Source organism: Shewanella nanhaiensis (genome assembly GCF_019457885.1).
Taxonomy (GTDB): domain Bacteria; phylum Pseudomonadota; class Gammaproteobacteria; order Enterobacterales; family Shewanellaceae; genus Shewanella; species Shewanella nanhaiensis.
In genome coordinates this window covers 128,138-152,227 of the sequence record NZ_JAHZST010000013.1, presented here as the reverse complement: position 1 = coordinate 152,227, position 24,090 = coordinate 128,138, and the positions used below count along the sequence as shown (strand labels likewise).

Below are 24,090 nucleotides of genomic sequence, written 5' to 3'. Positions count from 1 at the left end.
CCACATTGTAGGGGGAAAACTAAGCGCAAACCAGTAATTGATTGTTTGCGCTTAGACTGGAGGAGTAGACCTGATGGCTAATCATTTTATTGCTCGCCAAAAACTAACGTCGATATTGGCAGTGGTCGTGATCTGTCTGCTTGGGTCCTTCGGCGCCGCATTTTAAGCATTTCCACTCCTGTTCTCTAATACTTAGCTCCTTTCTATGGTAGCTATTGGTATTTGAGTTACCGCTATAACTGAGTTTTCTTTCAAGGTGATCCATACGTGCATCTAGCCAGCGACAGCCAGGATCATTCGCCACACTTGTTCGACTGGCAAGTTGCTGCTTACGTGAAAGCTTGCTCTTCTTTGATCTACTTTGGCTTCTCTTTTTGTTCTTAGTGGGAGTGGATTGATACTCTTTGGTTGGTTTTATTGCGGGGATCTCCAGTGCACTCTCCTGTTTTGATGGCAGCTGTATGGGATTACCTTGGCTGTCGAGTACAGAGCCCAGTGGCAAGGGGGGAGAGTTATTAGCGTGGGAAGAGGGGATTAGGTTGAGAATTAAAATGGTGAGCAGCAGTGGTAAACGAGTCGAAGCATTCAGCCTTGGAGTATGAGAGAGTGACATTCCATGTTCCTCTGTGAGAGTTTAAAGACAGTCCCTGTCTTTTGTTCTATACCCAAACAACTTGAGGTGGCTTGGGTATATCTGTATCAAGACTATAAATCTAGTCAACAAGAGTCACTTTTTCAAACCGATATTTAACCTAATTGGTATTAGAATACCCAGGTAAAGTGAACGCCTGCAAAGGTTTGATCTAAACTGGATTCTACTCCATCCACTTTAGCCTCTAACTTGATATCCTCTTGAGCGATCGTGTGACTAACATGGCCGGAGATAATGATATTTTGAGCTAACTGGTACTCAGCTTCGACACCAAATTGAAAATGGTTCGGGCCATTGTGCTCTTCGGTTGCATATTGAAAGTCAAAGGCTTGAGTTACATAGGGGGTAAATGTAAACCCATCTAGAAGTTCCCAGCTGCTGTGCAGGCTGGCCTCGACAAAGTAGCCGCTGGCCTCTGTAGCATAGGTGTAGTTAATCGAGGGTGTCAGCCATTCAACGCCTGAATAGGTGAGCGAGCCAAACAGCTCGTTGTCGCTACAACGCTCATCACCATAAGACTCTATTCTTTGGTAGCCTAAAGTGGTCTCTAGGTTTTCACTCAGGGCTATGCTGTATTCCAGTCCTAAATTCCACTCGGTGTAGTGCTGACTATCGGCGCGGCCCATGGTGGCGTAGACATTGAGGTTCCCATGTTGAACGGCGGCGCTGCTCCAAAAGATGCCGCCCTTGTCTAAGTTGTTTCGCCCCTCAGAGATATAGTCAGAGTCCCAACCAAGATCGATTAAATACTGTGTTTCATTGCCTTGATTGGGTGTGAACTTGTTAGTGCTATGGGAATCGTCGATAGCCGAATTTGTGTCAGCTGCAGCAGGAGCTGCCATACTGATCAAGCATGTTAGTAGTGTGAGTGTGTTCTTCATATATGACTCAAATATAGGCTAGGTGTCTCAGTTTTGCGGATGATACAGCTCAGCTTTAATGTGTAAATGATAACGCTTTGTATTTGCGATCGGCTTATCAACTCCGGCAGTGTAAAGATTTGGTAAAGTATTTTTTTGAGCTGGGTCAAAGTATTGGCCTATTTAGCCTGATAGTCAGCCATATTATGCGCATAAATGTTTTACTTGAATATTGAAGTAAAAGCCCCATATCTATCTTAATCAGATTTTTGCGCTCCTTTAGCGCTCCAATCTCTCTATCGCAGATGCTGAGGAATAATCATGAGCAACCCTTTGCTAACCAGCACAATTTTACCCCCTTTTTCCAAGATTAAACCTGAACATATTCAAGCTGCTGTTGAGCAAGGCATTGCAGATTGTCGTAGTAAAATCGATGAAGTATTAGCGCAAACAGCGCCTTTCACTTGGGATAATCTTGTTGCTCCACTTGAGGAGACGGATGATGCTTTAGGTAAGATCTGGTCTCCAGCCTCCCATATGAATTCAGTTGTGAGTACGGAAGAGTGGCGCGCAGCCCACGATGCTTGTCTGCCACTGTTATCTGAATATGGCACTTTTGTCGGTCAGCATCAGCCCCTGTATCAGGCTTATAAGTCATTGAGAGCTTCGGCCGAATTTGAGCAGATGACTCAGGCGCAGCAAACCGTGATTGAGCATAGCTTACGAGATTTTGAGCTGTCGGGGATTGGGCTAGATGATGCCGATAAGCAGCGTTATGGAGAGCTGGTTAAGCGTATGTCTGAGCTAACCAGCAGCTTTTCAAATCAGCTACTCGATGCCACTCAGGCTTGGACCAAGCTAGTGACGGATGAAGCTGAGCTTGCCGGACTGCCTGAGTCCGCCGTTGCCGCAGCGAAAGCGATGGCTGCTGCGAAAGAGCAAGACGGCTGGCTATTTACCTTAGATTTCCCCTCATACCTGCCTGTGATGACCTATAGCGAGAATCGTCAGCTCAGAGAGGAGTGCTACCGAGCTTTCGTTACTCGAGCTTCAGACCAAGGGCCTAATGCCGGTGAGTTTGATAACGGTCCGTTAATGGATGAGATATTGTCCCTTCGCCATGAGCTTGCGCAACTACTGGGTTTCGATAGCTTTGCCCATAAATCCCTAGCCACTAAGATGGCTGAAAGCCCAGAGCAGGTGCTTGAGTTTCTTAATGAGTTGGCACTACGCTCCAAAGAGCAAGGTAAGACCGAGCTGGCTGAGTTAACTGAGTTTGCAAAGCAGGAGTATGGCGTCACTGAGCTAGCATCATGGGATTTGAGTTTCTATGCAGAGAAGTTAAAGCATCACAGATATGAGATCTCTCAAGAGCTTTTACGCCCATATTTTCCAGAAGACAAAGTTTTATCTGGCCTTTTCTACACGGTAAACCGTCTATTTGGGCTTAAGATCACCGAGCAGAAAGAGTTTGATACTTGGCATAAAGATGTGCGCTTCTTCACGATAGAGGACAGTGAAGGTGAGCATAGAGGTAGCTTCTACTTCGACCTTTATGCCCGTGAAGGCAAACGCGGTGGTGCTTGGATGGATGATTGTCGTGCTCGCCGCCAGACGCCTAACGGCCTGCAAAATCCGGTTGCTTACTTAACCTGTAACTTCAATGCACCTGTTGATGGTAAGCCTGCGCTCTTTACTCACGATGAGGTTACGACACTGTTCCATGAGTTTGGTCATGGCATTCACCATATGCTGACCAAGATAGATGTGGCTGGAGTATCTGGTATCAATGGCGTGCCTTGGGATGCGGTAGAGCTACCAAGTCAGTTTATGGAGAATTGGTGCTATGAGGAGGAAGCGCTGGCTGAGATCTCTGGTCATCATGAAACTGGTGAACCACTGCCGAAAGCCATGCTAGATAAGATGTTGGCAGCTAAAAACTTCCAATCGGGTATGGGGATGCTACGTCAGCTGGAGTTTTCTCTATTTGATTTTAGAATGCATCTGGAATATGACCCACAACAGGGTGCAGATATTCAGGGTAAGCTCGATGAGGTGCGTAGTCAGGTTGCTGTAATTAAGGCTGCCGATTTTAACCGTTTCCAACACAGTTTTGCTCACATCTTTGCTGGTGGTTATGCCGCTGGATACTACAGCTACAAGTGGGCTGAAGTACTTTCGGCTGATGCGTTTTCGCGTTTTGAAGAGGAGGGGATCTTTAACGCGGAAACTGGCCGTAGCTTCCTTGAAAACGTATTGCAGATGGGCGGAAGTGAAGAGCCGATGGAGCTGTTTAAACGATTCCGTGGTCGTGAGCCACAAATTGATGCACTGCTGCGACACTCAGGGATTAATGCTTAAATCTGGGTGTAAAATTGAATTGTTTAAACGTTTTCGTGGTCATCGAATCAAAAGATAGATGCACTGCTGCGTCATTCAGGGATTAACGCTTAAGTTTGTTTAATCTCAAAAAATGCCAATCGGTTTAAATCGATTGGCATTTTTTATGGCCAATTTTTATATTCACAAGTTCAAAGTTAGCTATCCCACAGGAGCAGTTTACGCCAGCCATTTACATTTGCTGGACCACCTTTTCTGACAACAAAGTTACGTATGACCCTTCCCAAGAATGTTCGACCTTTAGAGGCTAATCTTATGATCCGGTTGGACTCGTCGATGACCCAAGATATTCGCTCTAATCTTTGTTGTTTAAAGAGACTGAAAATAGTATCAAGCTCTTGATGTTTATCAAATAGATCTGCAAGGCAGTGAACATCCTCCAGTCCCATTCCTACACCTTGTTGTAGTGCGGGAGGGCAGCCGTGCAGTGCATCACCAATTAACAAAACAGAGCCGGAGTATACCTCTCTGGATGCGACAGATTGTAGGCGGCCGGGAATAATCTCTTCATCACAAGGCACCGCTTGAATGGCTTCTACTACTTTATCTTCAAAGCCTTTAAAACGCTTCAGTAGCCACTGTTTGTCTTGCAACTTAGTCCATTGATGATGTTTATCGAACACATGAGCGTAACAGTAAACCTTGTTGTCTGGCATTGGGTAGCGCATGAAGAAACTGTCTGAGCCTAAGTAGTAGGTTGGTTGAAGATCGGCTGTTGGCTGCTCGATTAAAAATCGCCAATTGGTTACTTGTAGATCTTCAAGTTCCGGCTGATTAAATATCAGCTCACGCACCTGCGAGTTGATACCATCTGCGCCTATTACACAATCGAACTCCTCTACATGGGAGTCGCTAAAAGTAACCTTTGCCCCTCTGTCTAGCTGCTCTATGGTGCGTAGACTGGTATTGAAAGTGACCTTACTCTCCATTCCTTTGCGTAACAGTGTCAGAAGCTTAGCCCTAGGAAGGGCGAGGAAAGGTTGCTCGTTAAATGGCGGAGTAAGAAGAGAGGCCGATGATAGTAAGTGACCGTTAGGTTTTACATATTTTATCTTCTGAACCGCGTAGGAGAGCTTCAGCAGCTCCTCTTTTAACCCCAATCTTTCTAGGCCTGTTACGGCATTGGCGGGTAAACAGATCCCGGCGCCATCCTGACTCCACCCAGGTGAACGTTCAATCAGCGTGTATTTTTGTTGTAACTGGTCAAGGCGGCGAGCGAGAGCTAATCCAGCTATTCCTGCGCCAACAATTAAGATTTTCATCGGTTATCTTTATGCTTATCAAAGGAAAATTTTACACAGTATCGCATATAAATAGTTTAGGGATAGCTGATCTTATCGACCCGATTAAGTGCATGAGAGTGAGTTAGTTTAAAAGCCGAGAGAGGATAAGCGATATAGCTTGTCTTGTTATCTGGTATGACCTTTGTTAGCCTTTGCGCTCTTAATTTTCAAGGATGTGGGCTAAGTTCTAGATGAATCTCTATTTTAGGCTGTTTTGGTTGTTTGTTTGGCGTGTGCGCCACTGTAAATCTATCGGTTTTTTAGGCACCAGCCGCATCGCTTATCGTGCTCTACCTTGTGATTGTGATATCAATTTTCATGTCACTAACTCTCGTTATCCGGCATTTTTGGATCTGGCCAGAACCTATATGCTGGCTGAAATGGGCTTTTTGAACCGCTTTATTAAACTAAAATGGATGCCGATTGTTAATGCGGCCGAGTTTACCTATATCAGAGATATCAAGCCTTTTACTAAGTTTGAGATTGAAACCAGACTGGTAGGGTGGGATGAAAAGTATTTCTATATTGAGCAAAGGTTCGTCAGTGAAAATACCCTGCATTGTATCGTGCATGTACGTGGTGTATTTGTGTGTAAGGGCAAACAAGTTCCGATTGATACCATGGTGAAAGAGGTCAATTTTGAAGGCCCCGCTCCTGAGTTGCCGGCAGAAGTGGTGAAATGGAAAGAGTTTTTGCAGTTAAAAAAAGAGCGCAATATGTAGGACCCAGTGCATTTTAATGATTAAGCTTTTGCTAGAACCTAGAACTATTATGGTATTGGCCTACGGCCTATTAATACCTCTGTTTCGGCCAGCTCTATCTCCTCTTTTACTTGAAGGTAGGCTCCTCGTAACTGTGCCTGATCCCAGTAGCGGCTTAGGTTGTCATACTTAAATATTTGAAAATGCTCTTTAGCATAGAGAAGACAAGGGATGAGTGCACAATCGGCTAAGGTTAGGCTGTCCCCGCATACCCAGTGGTTAGTTTCGAGAATATCATCGAGGTATTGCAGAAAGCGTTCGATGCTTTTTTCTAGCTGCTTAAGCTTTATATGATTGGTGTCCTCAGGGTTAAGCTTTTGCTGCTCATGCTCAAAAAGTACATTACTGAGTTCAAGGTCGATTAATCTATCCTGCAGTCGAGTATCAAGAGATATGGAGCGTTTAGCTGGGATTAAGCGGGTGCCTCTTTTAGAGAATTCATTATCTATGTACTCAATAATAATGCTGGATTCAGGTATCAACACCCCCTTCTTGCTCTTAAGTAGAGGCACTTTCCCTGGAGGGTAAAATTGGCAAAAATCTTGTCTGGAGAGGGGATCGGAAAGCTCTATCACTCTAGGATAAAAGTTTGCCTGTTTTTCATAGAGTGCAAGCAAGACTTTTTGCGAATAACGGGAGAGTGGGTGATAAAACAGTTCCATTCCCGCCTCCTAGATAGTTGTGCTTTGGTGACTGTGTCTGTACTCGATGTTTTAAATGTATTGCAGTGAATTCAACTGCTGTTATTGGTAACTCTAGCTTATTATTCTTAACTCAGTTCCGCGTCAAATTCAATCTTTCATATTCTCAGTTTTCATCTTGGTTTGGATAAAGTCTAAAAATGCTTTGACTCTTGGGGGGATCACTTTATCGAAAGGGTGAATGGCGTAAACCCCGCCTTTATCGAGATGATAGTCAGGCAGAATATGTATTAACTCACCTTTTGCTATCTCATTTTCAACTAAGTAACTGGGCAATATAGCTATTCCGGCTCCCTGCTTAACCATTTGTGAAATTCCATGCCTGCTATTGCAGCAGATAAACGGAGAAACCTTAATGGTAAATTTATCACCATAGCTGTTCTCTAACAGAAGTGATTGAGGCAGATGAGTCGAAGTTTGCAATATCCATTGGTGGTTTAACAGCATATCAGGATGTAGGGGAGAGCCATGTTGTTGCACATACTCAGGCGTAGCCACGATATATTCATCGAACTGACCTAGTTTGATAAAGCTGGTATCAGTTGGTTGTTGAGTCTCGTTTTGAATGGCGATATCAACATTGTTTTCTAAGCGGTTGATGCGTCTGTCATCTAATTGAAGGTTGATCTCGAGTTTAGGAAACTGTCGGCGAAACTCACCAATATGGGGAGTGATAAACTGCTCACCAAAACAGATAGGGGTTAATAATGAAACCCGACCCCTGAGCTCAGTGCTTTTTGGTTGGGTGGTCTCTTCAGCTTGTTTAGCCAGTAACAGGAGTTCAGCACAGTGGTGGTAAAGTTGCTGACCATCTTCCGTTAGCGCCATCTTACGTGTTGTACGCTCAATCAGCTGAGTCTCACATCTCTGTTCCAATTTTTTAAGGTGTTGACTCACCATAGAGCGGCTGATCCCTAGCTCATCAGCCGCTCCAGTTAAGGAGCCCTGTTCGACCACATTAGCAAACACTAACATTCGATAGAGCTGAGCTGAATCCATCGCCATCCCCTCGTAAGTTTGATATCTAATTCTTTGACTGACTTTTGTTTATTCTTTATTTGCAAAGAGACAAAATATATAGAGATTGTTTATTAAAACTAGGGGGAAGAGAAGAGTTTGTCCAGCTTGTATTAGTGTATCTAGAGTTAATACTAGTTAGTTTAATCTTAGTAGAGTTCAATGAGGCGTTGTGTGCTGAAACTTAAAAACCACCTTATTTACAAGGAAGCGATATAAGTCGTTTTTAAACCTATTTTTAGATATTTTTGCTGAATACGCGCTATATGTTGGTAGACTATTTCTAATAAAGTGCAATAAAACCAACTCTCGACCTTGTTGACATTATGTTTCAAAATGTTTACGTTTCATACAACCTTCGATTGGTATCTGGATTATTATGCGCCCTACTTCATGGATGATGAAGCTTCTTATCACTGTATCTGTTCTGTTTTCACTTTCTGTATCAGCTATCCCCATCAGTGGCCCAACGGCCCCATCACTTAGCGGCACAAAGTATTCTTCCAGTGTTCAACTTGACTGGAATAGTATTAATAGTTGTAATTCTGCGACTTATGAAATTCAAGAGTCCACCAATGCAAGTTCGTGGTCGACAGTCTACACGGGGGCTGGAAATTCTGGTGGTGGTAGTGCCAGCTTTAGTCTTTCAACAGTAAAAGCCTTTGGTGGCGATAACCTTGGCGGTGGTGATGGATGTAATGTGATAGGTGGTGGACCCTTATTCATATCATTATCAGCTAGAACAAACTCTGTCTATTATTACAAAATCCGTGCCTGTGAAATAGGCATATGTGGCCAATACGGAAGCACGTTACAGCTAGGAGAGGCTGTAACTCCTCCGATACCAACACCAACACCAACACCAACACCCTCAATCGTAATAGAGCAGCTCGCCTACCATATTTACCAAGATTCTAGTGGCAAACTTTATCTCGTTCGCCCTCCTATATTTGTCCCAATAGCGGGGGAGATATTCGTTCCTATCTTCCTTGCAGATAAAGGTAATGTCATAGTCATGACTGAAAGTGGCGACACTTGGACATTATCAGAAATCACCTATGAAGAGTTTTTAGCTGTTAATGCTGTTAAAAAAGAGCAAGCAGCTGTGAGATACCAAAACTTAGAAGGGACGACAGATCTAGATCTTATTATCTCTCTTGATGGCCAATTTACTGATAGTTATATAGTTAGTGATATTAATGCTGGCGAGCATAGTGTTATTGAACGTGATATCAGCGCTGATGCTTGGCGCTCTATTGCTGACACCACTGTTGATAACGCAACAGGTTCAAACACAGCTCCATCAGAATCAGTCGATTTAACAGCCGCTGTGTTGAAAGGAAAGGCGGGAGTATCTGGTGGTCAAGCCAGCTACCAAATACCAATCGACCTACCACCAGGGCGTAACGGTATCCGACCTAAGGTATCGCTGAGTTATAACTCTCAAAGCGGTAACGGCATAGCAGGTGTGGGGTGGTCGCTCAATGCAGGCTCTGCCATTAGCCGCTGTGGTGCAACCTACGCCCAAGATGGTTTCACCCGTGCAGTCACTTTCAATGCCGGTACCGACAGACTCTGCTTCAATGGTCAACGACTTATCACGTCTGGCAGTTACGGCACCAGTGGAACTGAATACCGTACCGAGATGGACAGCTTCGTCAAAGTGGTACAGTCAGGTGAGATAAACTCAGCTTCAACCAGTTTTACTGTATATCGCCCTGATGGTTCACAAGCCACTTATGGCAGTAACAATAATAGCCGCTTCACCCCCGGAGGTTTAACCACCACGCTAACCTGGAAAGTGACGCAAGAGTCTTGGTCTGGTGGTAACAACACCATAGATTATAAATACGATACCAGCATAACTGGTGAGCATCTGTTATCCAAAATTTACTACACAGGTAGTAATGGCTCTCAAGGGGAACGCTATATAGATTTTATTTACGATGCGAGCCATGACGAACGAATTTCATTTATTTCTGGTGGAAAAATAAAACAAACTCGAAAACTACTACGAGTTGATACTTTTTTGAGCAATTCGCATCAAGTAAGTCGCTACAAATTGTCACACTCTCGCATGTCGGCGAGTAAAAGAAACCTTCTAGACAGCATCCAAAAGTGTGCATATTCTGGTGGTGTTGAGCAATGCGGATTACCAACGACTTTTGACTGGCTTTTAGCTTCTGGAAACGTTGCACAAGAAAAATTAGAATACTCCTCTTTATTTAATAACGTCATCATAATTAAAGACATTATGCCAAAAGGTGATGTTGATGGTAATGGAGTAGCTGACTTCCCTGAGGTCTTACTGAATGCCGAAGGAGACAAGATAGGTACTCACAGTAAGTACTACGATGATTGTCAAGTTAACCGCTATATAGGTATCGAAACGTGCGTCGCTTTTGATGCAGATATGGACGGCATTACTGATAGTCACCGTATAGTTAATGGGCAACTCAATATATCACTCAGTGCAAGTGGTGATTACAATACCTACATCCCATTAGGAAGTGGACAGAAATATAACCAAGATAGTGTTGTCTACAGTGGTGATCTTAATGGTAATGGTTACCCAGACCTAGTTCTGTATCATTACGATAATGCTAAACCTAAACTATATCGTTATCTTCATTCTGGTAATGTGGGCTCCCCGTATTCTAATAATGGCATAGAGATTTTCAGTTTTGGGATCTTCAGCGATGGTGAATCTGATTGGGACCAATCTATTTACCGTAAAGCAAATTTTATTGGAGACGTTGACGGTAATGGTTTTGCTGACTTACTCGTTACTAAGACGATTGTTCCAGGGTTCAATGGCGCCCATATTTCTATTCCTGGCGGATACCCTCAAGGCTTTTTGCTGGGACAGGGAGATGGTGGCTTCACCTACAAGGAATTTGAAGGCGGAAAGCCGCCAATCGTTGAATCAGCCAACATTTTTAACATGTTTATTGATGTTAACGGAGATGGTTTAAATGATTGGTTAGGCTGGAAAACTACAGAAGGTGTCTACTCTTCAACCCCAAACCTTTATGTCAGACTTAATAATGGTCTAGCAGAGTTTGGTGAGTCAATAAATCTGGGTAATGACCTCATTGCTACTCGTAGGTATGTTGCTATGGTCGACCCTTATGGTGAAGAGATACATTATCAGGTGCCACTTTTTAATGGTGCACTAAAAGTGAGTGACACAAACACTAATGGTGTTGCTGAACTACTACTTCCTGGAGAACGTATTGTTGAAGGCTGCTCCAAAGTCGTTGCATTAGATCGACGCAATGAGACATTTAAGGAAGTTGATAAATGTGGTGGGGAGCTATACGGCGACTACTACCCTTCATATAACTTCTATCCAGAAGAACGCGCGCAACCAACACAACTTATTGATGCAGCCAGAAAAGATGATAGTGTTTATAAATTTGATGCAATTGAATTTACTGTAAATGGGGGAGAGGTTACAGCAACTCGTAAACCGACAAACTTTATTGGTTCGGCGTCACAATCTTCAATACTTGACATCTTTGGTGAAGGTCTACAAGACATGTTGTTTGTCTATGCTCCGCGCGCTGGTAATTGGATAAAGAGTGGACAAAGCTTGCCAAGTTGGTTAAATGGTTATGGTACATACCTGTCAAGGAGTCAAAGTTCAACAGGAGAGTCTTATCAGGCTAATGATTATCTTACGAGTGCGACTGATGGTTTAGGAAATACTACAAAATGGTTGTATCGCCCACTCAGTACAGGCGTGCAAAGCGCAGGTGAAGAAAAGTTATATGGTGTTGCTCATAGCTATATTGATGGTAAATACATTAACTTTGGCTCTAGCATGTATGTGGTGCAATCCTTTGAGCAAAGTAACGGCGTAGGCGGTACTAATGAGACTGAATACGCCTACAAAGGCGCCATGTATAACCTGCAAGGCCGAGGATTCACCGGCTTTAGGGAGATAATCGAAAAAGATGTTGCGCGAAATCGCGTCACTTCAAGCGTCTTTAAGCAAAAATTCCCCGAGGTCAGCCTACTCGAGTCGCAAACGGTTAATATCGATGGCACCACGGTTGCGACAACAGAGCAAACTTGGGCCGATAACCCTCAGCACAGCATTAGCGGTGTCTATCACAACATCAACACCAGCACGGTCACCCATAGCTATGGCCTCAGCGGCTCTAGCGAGCAACGCTCCAGCGTTGAACAAACCATTGATACTGCCGATGTCACAGAGCATGGCAACATCAAAAAACGCACTAAAGTGGTCACTGACTATATCGATGGTGGCGCTAACCGCTACCAAACTGTGGTTGATACCGTGTTCATCCCCGATACTGATAACTGGTTCTTGGGTAAATTTGAGTCTAGAAAAACGACCACTAACGTCACGGCGCGTGGCTGGGCGAGTGACCCCTATACAAGTACCGACACCGAGCTGTGGCAAACCCTCACTGTCGACAGTTGGGACGCCACTCACTATAAACCCACTCAAGTCACTCATACCGCCAGTGGCAGCAGTTGTAGTCGGGTAGAGTCGACCACGCTCAATAGTTATGGGTTACCAAGTCAGGTCAGTGTCACAGGTGATAGCAGTAGTTGTAGTGCATTAACGGCGCGTAGCACCTCGTTCACCTATACCAAAAATGGCACTAGCCAAGCCGATGACGGCTACCTGCCCTATAAAGTCACTAACGCTAAGGGTCATGTGACGACAACCGAGTATGAGATGGGCTTAGGCGTACCGACTAAGGTCACCGCACCAAATAGTATCATCACCCAAACTCAGTACGATGCCATCGGTCGCCCAGTACAGATGAGCCAAACAGGCAGTCCGACCAAATACCTGCGCTACCTGTTAGCGTCCAGCGGCAGTCATGCACCAACACATGCCAAGTTGATGACCCGCACCACCTCTGCCGGCATGCCAACGCAAGAGCTCTATCTCGACAGCTTAGGTCGTACTCTGCGTAGCGCCACTCAAGGTTTTGATGGCAGCAATTATCAATATCTGGATAAAAAGTACGACAGCCTAGGGCACCTAACCCATGAGTCGCTGCCTTTTTATGATGGCGATAGCGCTGACTACACGATTTTCAGCGAGTTCGATGGATTCGACAGACCAACGCAGCGCAGCTTACCAAATGGTGAGTCGGGCGGGTTAATCTCCACCTATGACTACATAGGCCTTAAAACCGATATCACAGTCGATAGTCGTACTATGTCCCGTACCTACGGTATGCAGGGGCTGCTCTATGAAACCGTCGATGCCGCAGGTGGCAGTAACCGCTTCGCCTATGACGGCGCAGGGCGACCACTGATTATTCAAGACGCCAACAACAGTAAGATAGTCGCCAGTTACAACGGTTTCGGTCATAAAACTCAGGTTGTTGACCCTAACCAAGGCACCACCCTCTTTGGCTATAACACCTTAGGCGAGCTCGACAGCCAAACCGATGCCAATAGTGTGACCCAGACCTTCACCCTCGACACCTTAGGGCGTATCACAGCCAAAACCCTCACTGGCAGTAATGCCAATGGCAGTGCCAGCTACACTTGGGATACCCTTAAACAGGGCATGCTCAGCAGTGAGACTCAAAACGGCATTACCCGCAGTTATACCTATACAAGTAACCTGCAACTGGCCACCAGTTCGGTCAAGGTGGCAACTAGCGCAGGCGGTGACAATGTCACTCGCACCGTCAAGCATCAGTACGACAGCTTCTACGGCCGTCCTAAAGCGCTAACCTACCCCAACAACTTAACGCTGGAATACCGCTATAACGATACGGGCTACCTGAATCAAACCCGCAATGCGGCATCGGGGTACATCTACCGTACTGTCACCGACATGGACGCCGCCGGTCATCTAACGGGCAGCCAGATGGCTAACGCGCTGTTAACCCAAAGCAGCAGCTATAACAGCGAAGGCACCATGGCCAGCACCCAAGTTACTAGCAGTTTGGGCCTACTGCATCAGCACTATTATGAGCAATACGACAGTTTTATGAACCTCACCGCAGAGCGTAATGCGGTCACAGGGTTAGAGAAGCGCTACGTTTATGACAACCTCAACCGCCTAGAGCAGTACAGCTTTAGCAACGCAGGGTTTGCGATTTATGACAGTGCAACCCCGTTTGCGGCGACCGTCGATTATGGTTATGACGCTGTGGGTAATCTGCTTAAAAAGTCTGATTACAGCCGCAACACCGCCAATGCCTATGAGTACAACAGCAGCTGTACCTCTGACAGCAACGCGGGGCCAAATGCTGTCTGTGCCATCACGAAACTTAATGGCACTAAGGTCAGCTTTAAGTACGACAAGCGCGGTAACTTGATAAGCGGTGACAACCTCACCATGACCTACAATGCGCTGGATAAACCTTTAACTATCGTAGGTAGAGGAGCAGGCAATAACACCAGCACAGGATTTGTTTACGGCAGTGACAATATGCGTGCCCTGCAAACCCGCACAGTGAGCGGCACTACGACCAAGACTCACTATGTTGATAAGTTGTTTGAAACCGATAATGACGGCAGCTGGCGGGCGTACATCTCTGACATCGCCGTGCTAAGTTACACCCCGCAGAAGAGCCATCAACTGCTCTACACCTTGCGAGACCGCTTAGGCAGCGCCACTACTATGGTAGATCATCAAGGTAATGTGATAAGCCGCCGCTACTTCGATCCCTTCGGCCGCACCTCCACTGCGAGTGCTTCAGGCAGCTTTGGTGACCTACTCGAGACCAACCGTAATCGCCGCGGCTTCACCGACCATGAGCATTTGAATGAGCAGAAGCTTATTCATATGAACGGCCGTGTGTATGACTACAACTTGGGTCGATTTATGTCGGTGGATCCTTTGATCCAGAGTCCGACGTCGACGCAAAGTGTGAACCCTTATTCGTATATTATGAATAATCCGTTAGCAGGGACGGATCCTACAGGGTATTGTGGAACAAGGATTAAGGGCAGGTCTGCAGCAGGCTGTACTAGTTTTGGGGCGCAGGATTTACCGAAGTCTAGTAAAAAAGGGGGTAGAACAGAGATTAGCGGTACCATTACTAGTAACGGTGGTAATAACTACACTGCCACTTTCCAGTTAGATAAGAAAACAACCCTTGAAGTTGATTTTAAGATTAATGAGATTGGTGGGCAGGGGGAGATTGCTAGTGACTCTGGAGGCTATAGCGATGACGAGCTAATCTCCATGGGGTTCATGCCTAGCATGAGGTTTATTAATGACGCTGGTGGAGACTTCAGACTCCCTCCGGGTGGTGTTAGTATTGAACAAGATCAAGCGATAAGAAGTGATGCCTCTGGCAAAGCTGGGTTTACTGGTGCCGTGATTCTAACTGGCGGTGTATTATCGACATATATTGGCGCTGAAGCGGTTGGATTAGTATTTGTTGCTGGATCTGGTGGTGATATAACGGATGTGGCGATGGCTAGGTTGCCAGCTGCGAACAGTACCGCTGGTTCGATACGAAATGTTAATAAACTAGGTGGAAAGCAAAACTGTGCAAACTGCTCTATTGCAACCGATGCGACTATTGCAGGTAATCCCGCTTCGGCACTGAATGGCGGAATAACAACAGTTGCAGATTTGGAAAAGCATTTTGGTAATACTTTTGGAACTTTAACAAGTGCAAGTCGAATCCAAGCTCAAATGCTTAAAGCTGGTGATGGTTCCCGAGGTATTATATTTGGCTCTCGTGGTTCTCAGACTGGTCACTTCTTCAACGTCGTTAATCAAAACGGAACTGTTAGGTTCTTGGATGGACAAACTGGTGGAGCAGCCAATTTAGATGGATTTAAAAGTTTTAGTTTAATGAAAACAAATTAGAGATTAAGAATGGAAATTATTACGCTGAACGATGCAAAATCTTTAGCTCAAAAATACATTGCAAAACTAGACTTGGGTGAAGAGCTTGTAATTCTTGATGATGAAACTTTAACAGAAAGTTTTGGTTGGGTTTTTTTTTATAACACAAAGAAATTTCAAGAAACTGGTGATTTTAGATATATGGTTGGTGGAAACGCACCAATCATTATTGATAAGAAATCAGGTAGATTAAGCGAGACAGGGACGGCTTACGAAATTAGTCACTATATTAATGAGTATAAAAGCCGAGAAAATAATTAAAGGATTTATAGAGCCACCCACAATTAATAGGATTTATAGAGCCACCCACAATAGGATTTATAGAGCCACCCACAATTAATGGCATGTCTTGATGCCTCTTACTATGCTTTACTTATGAGCTGAAATGAGAGGTTGTTATGCCCCGTCCAAGAAGAAGTCAAATTAGTTTAGAAGATACACCTATGTATCATTGCTGTAGTCGTGTCACGAGAAGAGCATTCCTGTTTGGTGATGATGCGCTTACTGGCAAGAACTACGACCACAGACGTGATTGGGTTGAATCTCAGTTGCTGAAGCTAGCAGCGGTCTTTGCTATCGATATCGCGGCTTATGCGGTGATGTCCAATCACTTACATTTGGTCTTAAGAGTCGATATCTATGAAGCGAATGCTTGGGGCGATAGGGAGGTTGTTGAGCATTGGCATAACTTGTTTAAAGGCACAGATATCACGCAAAAATTTACCAAAGGAGAAGTGATAGAAAGCTTTGAAGTTAATAGTTTAAAGCACTCAATAGCGCAATATCGAAGTCGATTGAGTGATATTTCTTGGTTTATGCGTGCTCTAAATGAGCCTATTGCACGTATGGCGAACAAAGAAGACAAGTGCACAGGGCGGTTTTGGGAAGGGAGGTTTAAGTCTCAAGCCCTGCTCGATGATGCGGCCGTATTGGCTTGCATGGCCTATGTAGACCTTAACCCTATCAGAGCCAAGATGGCTACAACCCCAGAAAACTCAAACTTCACCAGTATACAACGACGTATAAAAGCAGCGCTAAATGGCGAGCAGCCAACATCGTTACTGCCATTTGTGGGTAATGAACGTAACGAAATGCCAAAAGGACTGATGTTTAGCGCTAAAGATTACCTGCAACTCGTTGATGATACAGGGCGTATTATTAGACAGGATAAACGTGGTGCCATTAGCCAAACTTCACAGCGAATACTCGATAGACTCAATATTCCTCAAGAAAACTGGCTAAAGCTCTCGACTGACTTTGGCGATTTATTTAAAGGAGCAGTAGGAACACTTCAAGAGTTAGATGCTTTTTGTGAACATCAAGAGAAAAAGCGCAGGCAAGGTGCTGCAAATTGCCATCGATGGCTAGACAGCGCTTAGCTCACTTGTTTTAGGTAAAGAGAGTACGCTTTACCAATCAAGCTCCCAGCTTGATGCTCTTGTTGCCTGATTTTCAGTAAATTGACCCATATCCCCTCTTCTGAACCAATTTCTATTAGCACTCAATCTGATTATTAATGTAAGAAAGCGAAAACTTCTACTTTGATAAGAAAGGGCATTCATTTTGTGAAAATTATAAGAAATTAAAATGGGTGTCTCAATAAAAGAGAGAAAAAAGCCGCTAATGGATGGGGTCATTAGCGGCGGTAAAAAGGTTGGCAATTATAGTCGTTTATGGGGGACGGAGTAGTGATGCCGAACCTATGGCACTAGAATGACTGTCAAGCCTGCAACGAACAACTCGCCTAAAAGGCAGTTGACAGCATAAGATGCCTTAAGTGGGCTTAGTAAGCTTGGGTTGTGGCTATAACCTGATTTTTCCGGTGACTCTAGAACCATTTTTCGTTGCTAATCCCCCTCTCTCTAGCTTGCTTTCTCTTATCATTTTCATACTATAGAGCCCAATATTTGTTTGAGTGTCAGTATAAAAATATGAGCCAGTTAGAATCTTTTTCATCTATTTATCAAAGAGCAAGTGAGCGTAAGGGTGGAGATGAGAGCCTTGAGAGTTTGCTTACTTCCAGTTTGACGCCAGATGAGATTGGTCAATATAAAGATGCTGAACTTCTCTCTGAGATGAGTAAAAAAGTATTCCAATCTGGATTTATCTGGCGAATCGTTGAGAATAAATGGTCAGCGTATGAAGCGGCTTTCTTTGGTTTTGAGCCACACAAGGTATTGATGTTGTCTCCTGAGCAGTTACAGGAGCGGGCGAGCGATCCCAATCTTATTCGTCATATGAAGAAGACCATGGCTATCTATGATAATGCTCTGATGACCCATGATATTGCCCGTGAGCACGGCAGTTTGGCTGAATATATCGCTAATTGGCCAAGTGAGGAGATCACAGAGCTTTGGGCTGTGCTTAAACGCCGTGGTACTCGATTAGGTGGTAATACAGGTCCCTATTTTTTGCGGGCGATAGGTAAAGATACCTTTTTGCTAACAGGGGATGTCCAAGGTTACCTCACTTCTCATAAGTTGGTGGACTTTGGTTTTAGCTCCAAGAGCGGTTTAAAGCAGGTTCAGGGGGTATTTAATACTTGGCAGCAGCAATCGGGTCGCAGTTTAGCTGATATCAGTAGAGTGCTTGCTTGCAGTGTTGGAGACAGTCGAATTTAAATTTTTAAACTAAAAAAACCAGCCCGGTAGGGCTGGTGGATGTTCGCCAAGAAATCAGCAATAAATAGAGATAAAGATTGAGCTATGTCGCAGGGTAAAATTTAGAACTTAAAAGCTTTTACTGACACCGATTACAAATCGGTCATCAAAAATTTCTGTTTGTGTACCATACACCTTATGTGTTTCATCGACGGTGCTGCCGTGGTATCTAAGGTCAAACTTAAGACCGACATAAGTTTTGCTGATACCTAAGTTCCAGTGACCCCAACCTTCAGCGCCTTCGCCATCAAGCTCTTGGTAACCAACTGATCCAGAAAGGTTAACGCCATTGCTAAACTCATAGCTTGGGTGAATTGCGTAGTTAACACCTTGCCAGCCATCGACACCAAACCAATCATCTATCGTTGGTGTTACTTCCAACTGTATGTTGGCTTGACCAAACTGCTTGCCCACTTTAAGCCAAAGTTCGGTGTAGTTTGAGTATGAAGCACCTGGGTAAAGATATGAGAAGACCATCACGTCATAGGTGATACCACTGTCACCAAACTCACCAGCTTTACCGATAAATGGTGCGGTAACGATCTCAAGGTTTGGATCGGCGAACTTGATGTTAGAAGCGAAAACACCACCATACCAACCATCATCGTTACCCCAACCTAATGTACCTTGCACCACAGGAACATCACCGTCTAAGGTTTCAGATTCACCACGGAAAACATAATCAGATGCAAAGGTTAGGTTGCCATTGATGGTACCGCCGAGCACTTGATTATTCTCTTCAGCCTGAACTTGAGTTACAGAGGCTGCTGATAGTAGTAATCCACTTAATAGTAACTTGTGTTGAAGTGTCATCTTGATAGTCATGGAAGTCATCTCATTTAATGTATTTGTTAGCACAGAAGCACTATAGGGGGTATTTGTGAATAGCAATGGGGGATGGGATGAATCAATCGCTAATAAATATGAACAATTATGAATGAATTGCTATCAGAAGGAGTCAGCGGAAGGTGTGAAAAATTTAGTTAATTATTCCAATAGTTTCAGCGGCCATTAAACATGCAGGCAACAAGCACATCTAACTGACGATGGATTTAACTTACCTGTAACATAAGAGTCTGATCTAGTGTATAAATTTGCATTAGCTTACAAAATTCCCACCGCTTCTCCTTGTTGCAAACGGTCAGTTATGAGATAAAGACAAGTTCAAATCTTACACAAAAAATTATGCTGCCCACGTGTATAAGCTGCGGAGTTTCCTGCTGCTCGTATTTGTGACCTCGACTGGTGGCGTCAATTAGGAGTTCTCATGCGGCAAATAGTGAAAATTGCCTCTGTTTTAAGTGTGGCGTTATGGATAACTGGCTGTGACCAAAAACCAGAAGGTTCAGGTATGGCGGCAGGCCCACAAAGTGTCCCTGTAAATGTGATAAAAGTGGCAACTCAACCTCAGGAGATCACCTTGGAGTTGCCTGGCCGAAGCCGTGCGTATTTAGAAGCAGAAGTACGTCCACAGGTCAGTGGTATTGTACTGGCTCGTAGTTTTAATGAGGGTGGAGAGGTCAAGAAAGGCCAGTCTCTTTATCAAATTGATGCGTCGCAGTATGAAGCTGCGTTAGTGAGTGCGAAGGCTGAGCTTGAGCGCGCACAGGCGGCTGAAAAATCGACTAAGGCAACGGCTAAACGTTTTAGCTCACTGATTAAAAGCAAATCTATTAGTCAGCAAGACTTTGATACTGCTGAGGCTAACTATCTGGAAGCCAAAGCCAGCGTTGCTGTCGCCAAAGCGGCAATTAACACTGCTGAAATTAACCTTGCATACACTAAAGTTGAATCGCCAATTTCAGGTCGTATCGGCAAATCTAACGTGACTGCGGGTGCACTGGTTGGGGCTGGTCAAGCGCAAGCATTAGCAAACATCTCACAGCTTGACCCAATTAATGTCGATATCGTTCAATCGAGCACGCAGATGCTACGCCTTAAGCAACGTATTGCCAGTGGCCAGTTGTTGCATGATAATACGGCTCCAGTTGCCCTATTTTTGGAAGATGGCAGCCGTTACAGCCATAAAGGTAAGCTGCAGTTCGCTGAAGTTACCGTCGATGAAAACACTGGTGCCGTAGTACTACGCGCTGAGTTCCCTAACCCGGATGGTCTGCTACTACCTGGCATGTTTGTTCGCACTGTACTGACGGTCGGAACCGACCCTGAAGCGATTTTGGTGCCACAAAAAGCCGTGACTCGTAATCCTAAGGGTCAAGGTGTTGCCATGGTGGTTAATGCTGAGAACAAGGTTGAGCCTCGTATTGTGGAGACCGCTGAGGTTATCGATCATCAGTGGTTGATCACTAAAGGCCTAGAGGCTGGCGATCAACTGATTGTTGAGGGGCTACAGAAGATACGTCCAGGTGCGCCAGTTACACCTCAGTTAATTTCTGAAGCGAAAGCTCAAGCAGAATAGTAGGGCAAATTTATGGCACGTTATTTTATCGATCGCCCCATCTTTGCTTGGGTGATCGCCATTATTATTATGCTGGCGGGACTTATGGCCATTAAGGGCTTGCCCGTATCCCAGTATCCCAGTATTGCGCCGCCAACGGTGGCTATTACTGCTAACTACCCAGGTGCTTCAGCTAAAACGGTTGAAGATACTGTAACGCAGGTGATTGAGCAGCGTATGACTGGTCTTGACCACCTGCGCTATATCAAATCTACCAGTGATAGTTTTGGTAATGCAGAGATCACACTAACCTTTAATGCCGAAGCGGATGGTGATATCGCTCAGGTACAGGTGCAGAACAAACTACAGTTGGCGATGCCTTTGTTGCCTCAAGAGGTACAAGCACAAGGTGTGGGCGTCGCGAAAACCAGTGCTGGCTTCTTGATGGTACTGGGTTTTGTTTCTGATGATGGCAGCATGGATAAGGCGGATATTTCCGATTATGTGGCGGCTAACATTCAAGATCCAATGAGTCGTGTTGCTGGTGTGGGGGATATTCAGCTATTTGGTGCACAGTACGCGATGCGTATCTGGTTAGATCCAATGAAGCTGAAACAGTACTCATTGACCAGCGCCGATGTGGTGATGGCGATCCGTGAGCAAAATGCGCAAGTTTCTGCTGGTCAGTTAGGTGGTTCACCTTCAGTGAAGGGGCAAGAGTTAAACGCGACTATTTCTGCCCAGAGTCGTCTACAAACCGCTGAAGAGTTTGAGCAGATTGTACTGAAATCTGATGTGAGCGGTGCCAAGGTGTTCCTTGGTGATGTCGCGACAGTCGAGGTCGGTGCAGAAAGCTACATGGTGAACTCTTTCTACAATGGCAAACCTGCATCTGGTATGGCAATTCAGTTGGCAGCTGGTGCTAACGCACTGGATACAGCTGCAGCTGTTATGGCTCAAATCGATGAGATGAAACCATTCTTCCCACAAGGTTTGAATGTGGTTCTGCCATTCGATACAACACCATTTGTGAGTAAATCTATCGAAGGGGTTGTACACACTCTTCTGGAAGCTGTAATACTGGTATTCTTTATTATGTACCTGTTCTTGCAGAACTTCCGTGCAACGCTAATCCCTATGATTGCAGTACCAGTGGTATTGCTGGGTACATTCGGGATCTTGGCGGTGACGGGCTTCTCAATCAACACCTTGACCATGTTTGCTATGGTGCTGGCCATCGGTCTTCTGGTGGATGATGCCATTGTTGTGGTGGAGAACGTCGAACGTGTGATGGCGGAAGAGGGTTGTAGCCCACTGGAAGCGACTCGAAAGTCGATGGATCAGATCACAGGTGCCTTGGTCGGTATCGGTTTGACACTGTCAGCCGTATTCGTGCCTATGGCATTTATGTCTGGCTCTACTGGTGTTATCTACCGTCAATTCTCTATCACTATCGTGTCAGCTATGGCGCTGTCGGTATTGGTGGCTGTGATTCTAACTCCTGCGCTATGTGCCACTATGCTCAAGCCTGTGGAGAAGGGTCATGGGTACACCAATAAAGGCTTCTTCGGTTGGTTTAACCGTACGTTCGATCGCTGGACGTCACGTTACGAAGCAAGTGTCGCCGTTATTATCAAACGTACAGGTCGTGTATTTGTTATCTATCTGGCGCTAGTGGTTGCTACTGCTTGGGTATTTATGCGCTTACCAACGGCATTCTTACCAGATGAAGATCAGGGCGTTATCTTCTCTCAAGTGATGTTGCCAGCAAATGCGACTCAAGAAAGCACCATGAAGGTGATGGATAAAGTGAGCGACTACCTGCTGGAATCTGAAAAGGAAAACGTACAATCTGTATTTGCGGTTTCTGGTTTTAGTTTCGCGGGTATGGGTCAGAACATGGGTATCGCCTTTATTGGTCTGAAACCTTGGGATGAGCGCTCTAATCCTGGTCAGGATGTACAGTCGATTGCCAATCGCGCTATGGGCTACTTTATGACGATTAAAGAAGCCTTCGTGTTTGCATTTGTTCCCCCTGCGGTATTGGAGTTGGGGACAGCGGGTGGTTTCGACCTCTTCCTACAGGATAAGAACGGTCAAGGCCATGATGCGCTTATCGCTGCCCGTAATCAGTTGTTAGGCATGGCAGGACAAGATCCTAATCTAGTGGGTGTACGCCCTAACGGTCAGGAAGATGCACCACAATACAAGCTTAATGTCGATCATGCCAAGCTGCGTGCTTTAGGCCTTAGCATCAATGATGTTAACAGTGTATTGGCAACGGCTTGGGGTGGCAGTTATGTGAATGACTACATCGACCGTGGCCGTGTTAAGAAGGTATTTGTTCAAGGTGAAGCTGAGTCGCGTATGCAGCCAGAGGATCTAGACAAGTGGTTCGTGCGCAACGATCAAGGTGAGATGGTGCCTTTCTCGGCTTTCGCTACTGGTAGCTGGGAGTTTGGTGCGCCGCGTTTGGAGCGTTTTGGTGGCTTACCTGCGGTAAACATTCAAGGTGCTACTATGCCTGGCTTTAGTACCGGTGCGGCCATGGACAGTATTGAGACGATGGCAGGTAAATTACCAGCTGGTTTCGGTATTGCTTGGAACGGTCTCTCCTATGAAGAGCGCTTATCGGGTAATCAGGCGCCTATGCTATATGCCTTGTCTATCTTAGTGGTGTTCTTGGTATTGGCGGCCCTGTATGAGAGCTGGTCAGTACCTATTTCGGTCATATTGGTGGTTCCATTAGGGATTATTGGTGCGCTGTTGGCAACCTATGGTCGCGGCCTTAATAACGACGTGTTCTTCCAGGTGGGTCTGTTGACCACTGTGGGTCTAGCGACTAAGAACGCTATCTTGATCGTAGAGTTCGCGAAGGAATACTATGAGAAAGGCGCCTCTTTGACTGACGCAACCTTGCATGCGGTACGAGTGCGTTTACGCCCAATCCTGATGACCTCATTGGCCTTCGGTTTAGGTGTTGTGCCGTTAGCTATCAGTACCGGTGTTGGTTCTGGTGCGCAAAATGCGATTGGTACTGGTGTTGTGGGTGGTATGTTAAGTTCTACCTTCCTAGGTATCTTCTTTGTGCCACTATTCTTTGTGATTGTTGAACGTATTTTCAGTAAGCGTGAGCAGAAAAAGAAAACAAGCACTGAAGTCGCAGAGTGATCTAATGACTCCTTGATAAAAAGCCCGGCACTTGCCGGGCTTTTTGTTGCCTCATAGATAAAAGCGAGCCTTAAATCTCCCTTATTAAGAGAATAAAATTTACTCTTAAATCGTAATTTTTTCAGTGCTAAAACCGCGTCTATTTTATCTTTTAAGTGTCTTTATAAAGACTTATATATCAGCTACACCTTTAATATCTTCTATAATAGAGCTAATAGGTTTATTTTTAGCTGCTAAATATCGGCGTAAGACCTTAGTGATTGTTAGCAGTAAAGGGCGTATTTGAAACAGGAAATAGAGAGAATATAAAAGTAAGA

At 45.0% G+C, this 24,090-nt stretch carries 14 protein-coding genes; 8 read left to right on the top strand and 6 right to left on the bottom strand.

Features of this window, described 5'->3' with window-relative positions; all coding sequences use genetic code 11:
* Positions 1-103: 103 nt before the first annotated feature.
* Positions 104-613 (bottom strand): hypothetical protein, encoded by a 510-nt coding sequence (locus K0625_RS17195; protein ID WP_220110820.1) that lies wholly within the window; start codon positions 611-613, stop codon positions 104-106.
* A gap of 149 nt (positions 614-762) precedes the next feature.
* Positions 763-1,533, bottom strand: coding sequence for a hypothetical protein (locus K0625_RS17190; protein WP_220110819.1), 771 nt, complete (start codon positions 1,531-1,533; stop codon positions 763-765).
* A 300-nt stretch (positions 1,534-1,833) separates the two neighbouring features.
* Here K0625_RS17190 and prlC point away from each other — a divergent pair, with 300 nt between their 5' ends.
* Positions 1,834-3,873 (top strand): oligopeptidase A, encoded by a 2,040-nt coding sequence (prlC, locus tag K0625_RS17185; RefSeq protein ID WP_220110818.1) that lies wholly within the window; start codon positions 1,834-1,836, stop codon positions 3,871-3,873.
* A 176-nt stretch (positions 3,874-4,049) separates the two neighbouring features.
* Here prlC and K0625_RS17180 read toward each other — a convergent pair whose 3' ends face one another.
* Positions 4,050-5,174, bottom strand: a complete 1,125-nt coding sequence (locus tag K0625_RS17180) for an FAD-dependent monooxygenase (protein WP_220110817.1) — start codon at positions 5,172-5,174, stop codon at positions 4,050-4,052.
* 212 nt (positions 5,175-5,386) lie between these two features.
* Here K0625_RS17180 and K0625_RS17175 point away from each other — a divergent pair, with 212 nt between their 5' ends.
* Positions 5,387-5,917 (top strand): thioesterase family protein, encoded by a 531-nt coding sequence (locus K0625_RS17175; protein ID WP_220110816.1) that lies wholly within the window; start codon positions 5,387-5,389, stop codon positions 5,915-5,917.
* A gap of 47 nt (positions 5,918-5,964) precedes the next feature.
* Here K0625_RS17175 and K0625_RS17170 read toward each other — a convergent pair whose 3' ends face one another.
* Together K0625_RS17170 and K0625_RS17165 are read right to left on the bottom strand one after the other, a co-directional pair.
* Entirely contained in the window at positions 5,965-6,618 is a 654-nt protein-coding gene (locus K0625_RS17170) for a glutathione S-transferase family protein (protein ID WP_220110815.1), read from the bottom strand.
* Positions 6,619-6,747: 129 nt separating this feature from the next.
* Positions 6,748-7,656: a LysR family transcriptional regulator gene (locus tag K0625_RS17165; RefSeq protein ID WP_220110814.1), complete on the bottom strand. Its 909-nt coding sequence runs from the start codon at positions 7,654-7,656 to the stop codon at positions 6,748-6,750.
* Positions 7,657-8,053: 397 nt separating this feature from the next.
* Between K0625_RS17165 and K0625_RS17160 the strand changes: the two genes are divergently transcribed.
* From K0625_RS17160 to K0625_RS17145, 4 genes are all read left to right on the top strand, one after another.
* Complete coding sequence (locus K0625_RS17160; RefSeq protein ID WP_220110813.1) at positions 8,054-15,505, top strand: toxin glutamine deamidase domain-containing protein; 7,452 nt, start codon at positions 8,054-8,056, stop codon at positions 15,503-15,505.
* Between the two features lie 9 nt (positions 15,506-15,514).
* The gene (locus K0625_RS17155; RefSeq protein WP_220110812.1) at positions 15,515-15,805 is read left to right on the top strand and encodes a YrhB domain-containing protein; all 291 of its coding nucleotides are present in this window, start codon (positions 15,515-15,517) and stop codon (positions 15,803-15,805) included.
* 137 nt (positions 15,806-15,942) lie between these two features.
* Entirely contained in the window at positions 15,943-16,923 is a 981-nt protein-coding gene (locus K0625_RS17150) for a transposase (RefSeq protein ID WP_220110811.1), read from the top strand.
* Positions 16,924-17,475: 552 nt separating this feature from the next.
* Complete coding sequence (locus K0625_RS17145) at positions 17,476-18,165, top strand: DNA-3-methyladenine glycosylase I (RefSeq protein WP_220110810.1); 690 nt, start codon at positions 17,476-17,478, stop codon at positions 18,163-18,165.
* A gap of 108 nt (positions 18,166-18,273) precedes the next feature.
* On the opposite strand, the gene K0625_RS17140 is transcribed toward K0625_RS17145, so the two are convergent.
* Positions 18,274-19,029 (bottom strand): TorF family putative porin, encoded by a 756-nt coding sequence (locus K0625_RS17140; protein ID WP_438944509.1) that lies wholly within the window; start codon positions 19,027-19,029, stop codon positions 18,274-18,276.
* Positions 19,030-19,471: 442 nt separating this feature from the next.
* Here K0625_RS17140 and K0625_RS17135 point away from each other — a divergent pair, with 442 nt between their 5' ends.
* The gene (locus K0625_RS17135; RefSeq protein ID WP_220110809.1) at positions 19,472-20,623 is read left to right on the top strand and encodes an efflux RND transporter periplasmic adaptor subunit; all 1,152 of its coding nucleotides are present in this window, start codon (positions 19,472-19,474) and stop codon (positions 20,621-20,623) included.
* A gap of 12 nt (positions 20,624-20,635) precedes the next feature.
* Positions 20,636-23,773, top strand: coding sequence for an efflux RND transporter permease subunit (locus K0625_RS17130; RefSeq protein ID WP_220110808.1), 3,138 nt, complete (start codon positions 20,636-20,638; stop codon positions 23,771-23,773).
* The last annotated feature ends 317 nt before the right edge of the window (positions 23,774-24,090 follow it).